A 10,852-nucleotide genomic window follows, 5' to 3' on the forward strand; every position below is an offset into this window, starting at 1 on the left:
CCTTCGAGGCTGGAACCGAACCAAGTCCACGGAGCCGCGGAACGAAGCTGAGGAGCACAGCGTCATGGTCCGTTACGTGTACGACTTCCACGAGGGCGGCCGTGCCATGGCCGACCTGCTCGGCGGTAAGGGCGCGAACCTGGCCGAGATGACCCGGCTGGGCCTGCCGGTGCCGCCCGGTTTCATCGTCACCACGGAGGCCTGCCGGGCTTTCCTGGTCACCGGCGCCGAACCGGACGGCATGTCGGAGGCCGTCTCCCGGCACCTGTCGGCCCTGGAGGCCGGCGCCGGACGGTTGCTGGGGCAGCCGGACGACCCGCTGCTGGTGTCCGTCCGCTCCGGAGCACGCTTTTCCATGCCGGGAATGATGGAAACGGTCCTGGACATCGGCCTGACCGACGAATCCGTCCTCGGTCTGGCCAAGGCCTCCGGAAGCGAACGATTCGCCTGGGACTCCTACCGCCGCCTCGTGCAGATGTTCGGCAGCACGGTCATGGGTGTCGACGCCGGGCTCTTCGAGAGGGCCATGGAGATGCTGAAGGAGATCCGAGGCGTCTCCGACGACATACACCTGGAGACGAGCGATCTCGCCGAACTCGTGGACGTGTACAAGAACCTGATCCACGACGAGACCGGCCAGGACTTCCCCCAGTCCCCCGCCGAGCAGCTGCGCCGGGCCATCCTCGCCGTCTTCCAGTCCTGGAACGGTGAACGGGCCCGCCTCTACCGGCGGCGCGAGCACATAGCCGATGATCTGGGCACCGCGGTCACCGTGCAGCGCATGGTGTTCGGCAACCTCGGCGCCGACTCGGGCAGCGGCGTCGCCTTCACCCGCGACCCCGCAACGGGCCGCACCGGCTTGTACGGCGACTACCTGGCGAACGCGCAGGGCGAGGACGTCGTCGCCGGCATCCGCAACACCGTGCCTCTGACCGAGTTGGAGGGGCTGGACCCGAAGTCGTACGGGCAACTGCGCGAGCACATGCTGACGCTGGAGCGGCACTACCGGGACCTGTGCGACATCGAGTTCACCATCGAGCGCGGCACGCTGTGGATGCTGCAGACCAGGGTCGGCAAGCGCACCGCCGAGGCCGCGTTCGCCATCGCGGCCGAGCTGATCGACGAGGGGCTCATCAGCGCGGACGAAGCCCTCAGGCGGGTGAGCGGGGAGGAACTGGCCCGGCTGATGTTCCCGCGCTTCGACACCTCCGCGACCGGCGACGCGCTCGCCCACGGCCTGCCGGCCTCACCAGGTGCCGCGGTCGGTGCCGCGGTCTTCGACTCCGCGGAAGCCGTACGGCGTGCCGCGGCCGGTGAGAAGGTCGTCCTCGTACGCCAGGAGACCACCCCCGACGATCTGCCCGGTATGGTCGCCGCCCAGGCGGTGCTGACCAGCCGGGGTGGCAAGACCAGTCATGCCGCCGTCGTGGCCCGTGGCATGGGCAAGGTCTGCGTCTGCGGCGCCGAGGAACTCACCGTCGACACCCATGCCCGCCGCTTCACCACCCGCGGGGGCACCGTGGTGGAGGAAGGCGCGGTCATCTCGGTGGACGGCTCGGCCGGTGCCGTGTACCCGGGCGCGGCCCCGCTCGTCGACTCCGTCGTCATGCGGTACCTGGAGACCGGTCTGCGCGACGAACGGTCGGAACAGGCCGTCGCTCCTGTGGCCCGCGCCCTGGAACAGGCCGACGGCGCACGGCGGCTGGAAGTACGGGCCAACGCCGACACTCCCGAGGACGCCGCAAGGGCCCGCCGGTTCGGCGCCCAGGGCATCGGACTGTGCCGCACCGAGCACATGTTCCTCGGCGCGCGCCGCAAGCTGGTCGAGGAGATGATCCTGGCCGACACCGACGTCGCCCGTGACCGTGCGCTGGACGCGCTGCTGCCTCTGCAACGGCAGGACTTCGTCGGCATCCTGGAGGCGATGGACGGCCTTCCGGTCACCATCCGCCTTCTGGACCCGCCCTTGCACGAGTTCCTGCCCGACCACACCGACCTCGCCGTCCGCATCGCCACCACCGAGGCCCACGGCGACCTGCCCGACCCGCACGACACAGCCTTGCTGGACGCGGTGAACCGCATGCACGAAGAAAACCCGATGCTGGGCCTGCGCGGTGTCCGGCTCGGCCTGGTGATACCTGGCCTGGTCGCCATGCAGGTGCGCGCGATCGCCGAGGCGGTCGTGGAACGCAAGCGGGCCGGGGGCTCCCCCGAGGCGGAGATCATGGTTCCGCTGGTCGGTGCCGTCGAGGAGCTGCGGATCGAGCGTGAAGTGGTGGAACGGGTGCTGGCCGAGGTCTCCCGGGAGTCCGGCATCTCCGTACAGTGCCCCGTCGGCACCATGATCGAGCTGCCACGGGCCGCGCTCACCGCGGGCCGGATCGCCAAAGAAGCCGAGTTCTTCTCCTTCGGCACCAACGACCTCACCCAGACCACGTGGGGCTTCTCCCGAGACGACGTCGAGGCGGCGTTCTTCTCCGCCTACCTCGACAAGGGCATCTTCGCCACCTCGCCGTTCGAGACCATCGACCGCGACGGCGTGGGCCGACTGGTCGAGATCGCCGTCAGCGAAGGCCGTGCCGCACGGCCCGGCCTGAAGATCGGCGTCTGCGGCGAACATGGCGGCGACCCCGAGTCCGTCCACTTCTTCCACTCCGCCGGACTGGACTACGTCTCCTGCTCACCGTTCCGCATTCCGATCGCCCGCCTGGAGGCCGGCCGGGCAGCGCTGACGGGGACGGAGGCCAGCGACAGCAGGTGAGGAGGTGACCCACCCGGCCCTGTTCCAGGGCCGGGTGGCCTCTGGGCCGGGGCGGACGCACCTGTGCCGTTTCGCGCTAGGGCGCCAGCGACCGAAGACGACCAGCGAGGCATTACGGGAGGCGTCCAGCGGGTGCGGGCATTCTCGCACCAAGGGCGCAGCGTGTCCGGCAACCTCTGCCGTGTCTACCCGGCTGGGGCCATCGCGGGACTGGTGCGCAGCAAAAGGTACTTCGCGAACGTCCGGCGGGTGCTCTTCCGCGGCATCGGCATCCGCGCACAAGGACGATCGGCCTCTCGGCCCGGGCCCGTACCGCCGCACCACTGAGCCGAGCAGGAGCGATGATCTGCAGGCCGGCACGGTGCGCGAGAGATGTTCGCACCTCTCGCAGCAGACGCGCGGTCCGGTCGGCATCCCGGGCGGCGACGGCCTCCCCTCCGAACGGCCCGTACGCGTGCAGCGGCTGTTCGCCGACGTGGACGACACGTAGACCGGCCGCGCGTGGAGCAGGGCCTCGCGGGCAGCTCTGTCGGCCGCGGCAAGGCTCTCGGGCGAGCCGGCCACGCTGACGGTGACGGTCCGAGACGTGAGTGATCCTCCTTCGGAATGCACTCCCACTCCTGCGTCTCAAGGCGCGCCGCCGGAGCGCCGATGATCCGCCTCCAGGCCGACGTCCTGCCCGCTGGCGATGACCCGCAGCTGTGGTCCTCGGGCCGATCCGGCCGAAGGTCCTCGTACCCTCAAGCCTCGAACGGCCGGACCCAACTGGTCGCCACCGCGTACACCCGACTCCGCCTCGACCGCCCGCTCGCTCGCCGAGGACCTCCGCCACGCCATCCCTGCGAACGGCCCACCAAGCCCGGCCGCCGCTCCTGAAGGCGGCATGCCACCACCGCAGCGCCAGCCCACTTACGACACGGAACCCCAGGAGGAGTGAGACGCATGACCAGGGATGATGGGGCTGGCCCGCGGCCAAGTCCGGCCCCAATCCGCGCGAAGAGTGACACCTGCGCCGGCGCCTGACGCTCAGGTGGGCAGATCCACACCGCGCACGGTGTGGCCCGCAACGAGCTCACGCCCGGTGACCAGCTCGGGTTCGACACGGACGAAGACCACATCCGGCCAAGGCGCCCACGAGCGCGGGCCGGTCCGGGTCAGCCGCGCGTGTTCGGCGGGGTCGGTCACCACCGTCGCCTCCCCCGTGACGACTACGCTCCAGCCGGAGTGCGTCGACGCATCTACCTCGTCGACCTCGAAGGCAACCACCGTGCCGTCGATCGCGTGCACGAGTTCTGAAGCCGCCGAGGTGCACAGCAGCACTGCTCCATCGCTGTCCAGACCGAAGTTGACCGGCAGCACCGCGGGCAGCGCATGACGTGTGTGGACGATACGACCGACGGGCGCCTTCGCCATCCGGCGCAGGCACTCCTGCCGCTCGAGTTCACGGAAACCGTCGTTCGGGTACATCAGCCAGTCCGTCTTTCGCCTGAGGCAGCGGTATCGCGGGTGTGCCTCCCATCCTCCGCCGGGCGAGGGATGAGGGTGAGTGGCCATCAGTTCCGGCCATACCGGAGAACGGCCCCCGTCACGCCGTGATCCGGCGCCCGGTGATCTCGACAGGGGCGATGCGCACCCACAGATCGCGCCGGCCTCCCGTCCAGGGCGTGCTGTACGCCCGCTTCTCCAGGCTGCGTACTGCCTCGGGGTCGATCACGACTTGGGCGTGGCCACGAACCAGGACGCTCCAGCCCTGGCTGAAGGCGTCGTCGATGCGGTCGACTTCGAAGGCGGCCATGGACTCGGAGGCCTGGGCCGGTGTCGCGCCGGCAGTGGTTCTGAAGACGATCGCGGCGTCGATGACGCTGTAGTTGACGGGGACGATAACCGGTCCCGAGCGAGCCGGCACCCCGAGTCGTCCTACCCCGTGCGTCGAGAGCAGCTCCCAGCACTCTGCTGTGCTCAGTTCGGCGAACCTGGGCTGGCGAGCGGCCTGCCCACCACCGGGCGGCAGATCGACGTTCCCGCCGGTGAGCTCCAACACCGTGGTCTCCAGGGCGCCGGCCAACCTGCGGAGTGCGCCTGCGTCCGGCGCGGCGTCCGGGTGCTCCTCCAGGTGCCGAAGGTAGTCGGGCGCCATACCCGCCCGAGCCGCCGTGTCCCCACGAGTGAGCCCGAGTTGCACGCGCCGCCCAGCGACGCGGCGCCCCAGGTCACCGCGCGGGATGCCCTCCGCCGCTTTCACCACGTTCGAGGGTGTCTGTTCGACCATGACCCTCACCTCCTCTCGTCAGGCCGCCTGAACAGGGACGACCTCGTACTGCTGCCCACCCCGTACGGCCTCGGGCGCGCCGGTCACGGCGACCTGGATGAAGGCGTCGTATACCTCCCCCAGACAGGGGAGGAGCACCTCGGCCACGTCGCCCTTGCGGACGTCCAGATCGATCCCTCACATGGCGACGGAGTCGCCTCAGACGGCGGCGCCCTTGGCGCCAGCTCCGGGACCTCCTCCGGGGGGCAGACCGTCCGGAGAAGGGGAGGGGAGCAATTCATGACCATCCTCATCTGCCCAGCTCTCCTCCGTTGGAGCCAGGCCTCGGCGCCCGCCGGTATTGCCCGGCAGGTCCATCTTGTCCGGACACAATGGACACCGCTTGGGCCAGTTGGCCCTCATCTCGCCGCCAGACGGGGTCGTTCGGACCGGGCGGCCATGAATCAGTCCCAAAGGTCCCGGGATACACGCCGGTCGTGATCGAGGACCTGAACTGGTCGTGATCGACCGCTTCTTCCCCAGCAGCAAGCTGTGCGGGGCCTGCGGGACGGTCGCGGCGAAGACGCCGCTGAAAGTCCGCGAATGGACATGCGCCTGCGGCGCGGTACATGACCGCGACGTGAACGCGGCACGCAACATCCTGGCCGCCGGGCTGGCGGCATCTGCCTGTGGAGACGGTGTAAGACCTCAACGGGAATCCTCCCGGACAGGGCAGTCGTCGGTGAAGCAGGAACCCCAGCGGGCGGCCACTGAAATCCCCCGCCTTCAGGCGGGAGAGGAAGTCAAGCGTGGGCAACAACCGCCACGGGGCATCCGGCATGATGGATGGCTGCGTGGGTGACGGGCCCGGTGCGCCGTCCGGCGGGCCGGTCGGTCATACGGCGGCCCACGACGAGGAGGCTCGCCCCGGAGGCCGCGCGGACCAGCACGGACTGCGGGCGGCCCTCGGTGACGGTCTCGGCGACCTCGACGCCGGGGTACTTGTCACGCCAGACCTGCAGCACTGCGGTCATGAAGCCCAGCCACTCCTCAGCGCGGTGAGGTTCCTCAACGAGTGCGATCTCGCCGGGCCCCAGCGTGAGGGGGGACGGTGACTGCCACGCGTGGACGGCCCTGAGGCGGGCGCCACGGGTCCGCGCCGCCTCGAAGGCGAACTCGATGACCTCGTCGCAGGGGTCACCCAGGTCAAGGGCGAGCACCACGTCCCGGTAGCCGGTGCGGGTGGAGTCGCTGCCGTCCCCGGACGGCAGGTGTTCGTCGGCGGCCTCCTCCCCCGCCCGAACCAGGACGACGGGACGCTCGGAGCGCGCCACCACGCCCTGAGCGACCGATCCGACCAGGAATCCGGTGAAGCCACTGAGGCCGCGCGAGCCCAGGACCAGCACGTCGGCCTGCTCGGACATGCGCAACAGGGCCGCGGTCGCGGGGCCCTCGACCTGTTCGTCGTCCAGGACGACGTTTGGGCAGGTGCGGCGGATACGGTCCTCGGCCCGGCGCAGAGCGTGCCGTGCCAGATGCCGCTGGGCCGCGGTGGCGGGCTCGCCGTCCTGGCGCGGATGCCAGCTCCAGGCGTGCACCAGACGCAGGGGCCGCTCACGGCGGACCGCCTCGCGGGCGGCCCACTCAGCGGCGGCGAGGCTCTCGTCCGAGCCGTCGACTCCGGCGATGACGGGGCGAAGCATGATGCGCACCTCCCGTGTTGGGTCTGCTCTTGATGCCAGCGTCCCGCCGGGCACCGTCCGCGGGTATGGGCCGCCAGGTCTCCCGCCGGGGCCGTTCGGCCTCCTGCACACCGCACGGGATCGCGGCCAGTGTGGGTGTTCCGCGTAGGGAAGGCGGCGCACCATGGAACGAATGATCATTGCCGGAGTCGACCGCTCGGCCCGCAGCCGTGCCGCGGCTGACTGGGCCGCACGCGAGGCACTGCTGCGCGGGTTGCCCCTGCGGGTGGTCCATGTGTCGCCGTCGCGCGGTCCGGACCCGGCACAGCAGTGGCCGTACCGGCCGGAGACCGTCGCGGACCGCGCGGTCGCCGAACTCGCCGAACGTCACCGGGTGTTGTCAGCTCGGGGCATGACCCTTGACGGCGCTCTCGTCTCCGGCCTGCGGGCGCAGGCCGGAGACGCCGAACTGCTCGTGCTCGGCCTGCGCGGCGAGGGAGGCCATGCCGGTGTCGCGGTGGGTTCCACCGCCTCGGCCCTGGCCTCGGAGTGTGCCCGGCCGGTTGTGCTGGTCCCCGGTTCCTCCGCCGGCCGGTGGCGGCCGAGCCGCGCCGACGGCGTGGTTCTGGGGATCGACGCCCGTGACCCGGCGGACGGCCCGCTCGGCTTCGCGTTCGAGGCGGCCCGGACACGCGGCGCACGGCTGCACGCGGTGTACTGCTGGACATTGCCCGCGCAGGCGGCGCGGTCGCCTTTCCCGGTCCTGGAGGAGGACCGCGCCACCTGGGAGGACGAGGAGGTGCAGGCGCTGTCCGACGTGCTGCGGCCGTGGCGCGGCAAGTACCCGGACATCGACATCCTGGAGGACGTACGGCTGCTGCCCCCGGCCGAGGCCCTGGCACACACCTCCGGAAACGCGGAGCTGGTGGTGGCCGGGCGGGGCACTACGGCTCTCGAACTGCTGCGGCATGCCCAGTGCCCGGTCGCCGTCGTGCCGGTGTAGCCCCGGTCGGCCCTGCGGATGGGGTCCTTCGGCCCCTGTGGGGGCGGGCGAGCACGACCCACCGTGGGTGTCATGAAGGGTCGCGGTCATGTCGCCGTCATCGGCGTCGGGAACGAGTTCCGGCGCGACGACGGTGTGGGCTGGGCGGTGCTGGCCCGGCTGCGCGAGCGGCCGCCGGCCGCCGGCACCCGCCTCGCCACCTGCGACGGCGACCCCGGACGGCTGATCGGCCTGTGGGAGGGCGCCCGGCTCGCTGTGGTGGTGGACGCCGCCCACGCGCACCCGGGCACTCCCGGTCGCGTGCACCGCCTCGAACTCGACGCCGGGCTCCTCCCACAACCGCAGACCACCAGTTCGCACGGGTTGGGTCTCGGCGAGGCCGTCGAACTCGCCCGAGTGCTGGGCCGGTTGCCGGACCGTCTGGTGATCTACGCCGTGGAGGGCGCCGAGAGCACGCTCGGCACCGGCCTCTCCCCCGCCGTCGCGGACGCCGTGGAACCCCTGGTGGCAGCCGTCGAGGCCGAGATCTCCGGGAGGCCGGCATGACCGCGCGCCGCTTCCACGTGGAGGGCATCGTCCAGGGCGTCGGCTTCCGGCCGTTCGTCCACCGCACGGCATCGGCGCTCGGCCTGCACGGCTGGGTCGCCAACATCAACGGCCATGTCGAGGGCGAGGTCGCCGGACCGCCCCGTGCGATCGAGGAGTTCGCCACCCGCCTGCGCACCGACTCACCGCCCCTCGCCCGGGTGCGCCGCGTCCGACTGACCGGCACCGAACAGCGCTCTGCGTACGACCGGGGCTTCGAGGTACGCCGCAGCTCCCCCGGACGCACAGGCACGGCACCGCGCGAAATCCCGCCCGACGCCGCGATCTGTGCCACCTGTCTGGACGAACTGCGCGACCCGCGCGACCGCCGCCACCGCTACCCGTTCATCAACTGCACCGACTGCGGCCCGCGTGCCACGATCATCGAGGACCTGCCGTACGACCGGATCCGCACCACCATGCGCCGCTTCCCGCTGTGTGCCCGGTGCGCCGCCGAGTACGCCGACCCCGCAGACCGGCGCTTCCACGCCGAACCCGTCGCCTGCCCCGCCTGTGGACCGCGGCTGGCCTGGGAGAAGCTGCGCGGCGAGGAGGCACTGCGGGCCGCGGTGAAGACCGTCGACGGGGGCGGGATCGTCGCGGTGAAGGGACTGGGCGGCTATCAACTGGTGTGCGACGCGGGCGATTCCGCGGCTGTGGCACAGTTACGGCAGCGCAAGCACCGTCCGACGAAACCGTTCGCCGTCATGGTCCCAGACCTCGACGCGGCGGCCCGCCTGGCGCGGATCGGCGCCACGGAACGCCAGGCCCTGACCTCACCAGAGCGGCCCGTGGTGCTGCTCGCCCGGCACCGCCGCCAAGGCACCGTGGCTCCGCTCGCACCCGAGGTACATCCCGGCCTGGCCCGGATAGGTCTGTTCCTGCCGACCACCGGCCTGCACCACCTCCTGCTCGACGAACTGGCCCGGCCCCTGGTGATCACCAGCGGCAACCTGAGCGACGAGCCCATCGCCGTGGACGACGCCGAGGCGGCTCGCACCCTCGCCCCGGTCGTCGACGGGTTCCTCACCCACGACCGGCCGATCCGCTCCCGGTACGACGACTCCGTCGTCCAGATCACCGGACGCACCCGGATCACCGTCCGCCGGGCCCGCGGGCTGGCCCCGGCCCCGCTGCCACTGACCGTGCGGAAACCGGTCGCGGGGGCCGGCGCCCAGCTCAAACACACGGTCACGCTGGCCGCCGACGGCCGGGCCCACATCGGACCGCACACGGGAGATCTGTCCGACCTTGCGACGTACGACGCCTTCCTGGCCTCGTACGACCACCTCAGGCACCTCACCGGCATCGAACCGGTGGCGCTCGCCCACGACCTGCATCCCGGCTACCTCTCCACCCAGTGGGCCAAGGCGCAGACGCTGCGCCGGATCCCGGTACAGCACCACCACGCGCACGTGGCCGCCTGCGCGGCCGAGCACGGTGTGCGCGGCCCGTTCCTCGGCGTCGCCTACGACGGGCTGGGGCTGGGCGACGATGGAACACTGTGGGGCGGCGAGATCCTTGTCGCCGATCTGAGCGGCTACCGTCGCGTGGGCAGGTTCGCGACCGTGCCCCTGCCCGGCGGCGACGCGGCGGTACGCCATCCGTCCCGCACCGCCCTCGGCCACCTCCTCGGCGGCGAGACACTGGGCTCCCCGCGCCCCTACCCCTGGCTCACCCGGTCCTTCACCGACCGGCTCGACCCCACCGAACTCAACGCGGTGCGCGCCATGATCGCCCGGGACGTCAACTGCCCGCGCACCTCCAGCGCCGGACGGCTCTTCGACACGGTGGCAGCGCTCCTCGGCCTGTGCGACCGGGTGGGCTACGAGGGTGAGGCGGCCGTCCTTCTCGAAGCGGCGGCCGGCGACGAGCACGCTGTGCCCCTCGCCCACCGAGTCGTCCGGGCCCAGGGCCTGTGGGCGTACGACTCCACGCCGACCCTGACCGACCTGCTGGAACGGCAACACGACGGAGAACCGGTGGCCCGGTTGGCGGCGGCCTTCCATCTCACGCTCGCCAACGTCACCGCGGACCTCGTCGCACGCGCCGTGGCCGAGGGCGCGCCACGCACGGTGTGCCTGGGCGGCGGCTGCTTCGTCAACCGGAGACTGCTGACCGAGGTGAAGCGGCGGCTGCACGCACAAGGGCTGCGGGTGCTGGTCGGCGGTCAGGTCCCGGTCGGGGACGGTGGCATCAGCTACGGACAGGCGGCCGTCGCGGCGGCGCGGCTGGACAGAGAGAGGTGAGGGCGGATGTGTCTGGGAATTCCGGGGCGGATCGTGGAGATCCATGACGATGCCGGGCTGCGGATGGCCACAGCCGACTTCGGGGGCGTGCGGCGCGAGGTGTGCCTGAGCTGTACGCCTGCGGCGAAGGCCGGGTCGTACGTCATCGTGCACGTCGGGTTCGCCATCAGCCAGGTCGACGAGGCAGAGGCTCAGCGGACTCTCGAGGTGCTGCGGTCCATGGCGGATCTGGTCGAGGGAGAGCTGGGAGCGCCGTTGTAGCGCTGGGCGTCCTCAGCCGGCGGCCGCCTCCCAAGGACCCCTCGGCGCTCCATCAGGGCCGGT

The 10,852-nt window shown here is 71.5% G+C and carries 10 protein-coding genes and 1 pseudogene; 7 read left to right on the forward strand and 4 right to left on the reverse strand.

The genetic code is table 11. From position 1 onward, the window contains the following. The first annotated feature begins 64 nt into the window (after window positions 1–64). Together ppdK and OG381_RS01785 are read left to right on the forward strand one after the other, a co-directional pair. Window positions 65–2,761 (forward strand): pyruvate, phosphate dikinase, encoded by a 2,697-nt coding sequence (gene ppdK / locus OG381_RS01780; RefSeq protein ID WP_327714280.1) that lies wholly within the window; start codon window positions 65–67, stop codon window positions 2,759–2,761. 361 nt (window positions 2,762–3,122) lie between these two features. Further along, entirely contained in the window at window positions 3,123–3,251 is a 129-nt protein-coding gene (locus OG381_RS01785) for a hypothetical protein (RefSeq protein ID WP_327714281.1), read from the forward strand. A gap of 536 nt (window positions 3,252–3,787) precedes the next feature. On the opposite strand, the gene OG381_RS01790 is transcribed toward OG381_RS01785, so the two are convergent. The 3 genes from OG381_RS01790 to OG381_RS01800 all read right to left on the reverse strand — a co-directional run bounded on the left by OG381_RS01790 (window position 3,788) and on the right by OG381_RS01800 (window position 5,177). Continuing rightward, entirely contained in the window at window positions 3,788–4,228 is a 441-nt protein-coding gene (locus OG381_RS01790) for a pyridoxamine 5'-phosphate oxidase family protein (RefSeq protein ID WP_327714282.1), read from the reverse strand. Window positions 4,229–4,346: 118 nt separating this feature from the next. Further along, a complete protein-coding gene (locus OG381_RS01795; RefSeq protein ID WP_327714283.1) occupies window positions 4,347–5,030 on the reverse strand; it encodes a helix-turn-helix domain-containing protein in 684 nt (227 codons plus the stop codon). Between the two features lie 18 nt (window positions 5,031–5,048). After that, on the reverse strand, window positions 5,049–5,177 hold the full coding sequence (locus tag OG381_RS01800) for a hypothetical protein (protein WP_327714284.1): 129 nt from the start codon (window positions 5,175–5,177) through the stop codon (window positions 5,049–5,051). A 337-nt stretch (window positions 5,178–5,514) separates the two neighbouring features. On the opposite strand from OG381_RS01800, the pseudogene OG381_RS01805 reads away from it, so the two are divergent. After that, window positions 5,515–5,871, forward strand: a pseudogene (locus tag OG381_RS01805) (zinc ribbon domain-containing protein); the annotation flags it as partial. Here OG381_RS01805 and OG381_RS01810 read toward each other — a convergent pair. Then, window positions 5,813–6,712 (reverse strand): universal stress protein, encoded by a 900-nt coding sequence (locus OG381_RS01810; RefSeq protein ID WP_327714285.1) that lies wholly within the window; start codon window positions 6,710–6,712, stop codon window positions 5,813–5,815. The pseudogene OG381_RS01805 and the gene OG381_RS01810 overlap by 59 nt on opposite strands. Before the next feature lie 172 nt (window positions 6,713–6,884). Between OG381_RS01810 and OG381_RS01815 the strand changes: the two genes are divergently transcribed. The 4 genes from OG381_RS01815 to OG381_RS01830 all read left to right on the forward strand — a co-directional run bounded on the left by OG381_RS01815 (window position 6,885) and on the right by OG381_RS01830 (window position 10,789). Then, window positions 6,885–7,694, forward strand: coding sequence for a universal stress protein (locus tag OG381_RS01815; protein WP_327714286.1), 810 nt, complete (start codon window positions 6,885–6,887; stop codon window positions 7,692–7,694). A gap of 72 nt (window positions 7,695–7,766) precedes the next feature. Continuing rightward, the gene (locus tag OG381_RS01820; protein WP_327714287.1) at window positions 7,767–8,240 is read left to right on the forward strand and encodes a hydrogenase maturation protease; all 474 of its coding nucleotides are present in this window, start codon (window positions 7,767–7,769) and stop codon (window positions 8,238–8,240) included. Continuing rightward, window positions 8,237–10,528: a carbamoyltransferase HypF gene (hypF, locus tag OG381_RS01825; RefSeq protein WP_327714288.1), complete on the forward strand. Its 2,292-nt coding sequence runs from the start codon at window positions 8,237–8,239 to the stop codon at window positions 10,526–10,528. Before OG381_RS01820 ends, hypF begins: the two co-directional genes overlap by 4 nt. Window positions 10,529–10,534: 6 nt before the next feature. Next, entirely contained in the window at window positions 10,535–10,789 is a 255-nt protein-coding gene (locus OG381_RS01830) for a HypC/HybG/HupF family hydrogenase formation chaperone (protein ID WP_327714289.1), read from the forward strand. Window positions 10,790–10,852 lie beyond the last annotated feature (63 nt).

Origin of the sequence: Streptomyces sp. NBC_00490 (assembly GCF_036013645.1) — a bacterium.
Taxonomy (GTDB): domain Bacteria; phylum Actinomycetota; class Actinomycetes; order Streptomycetales; family Streptomycetaceae; genus Streptomyces; species Streptomyces canus_F.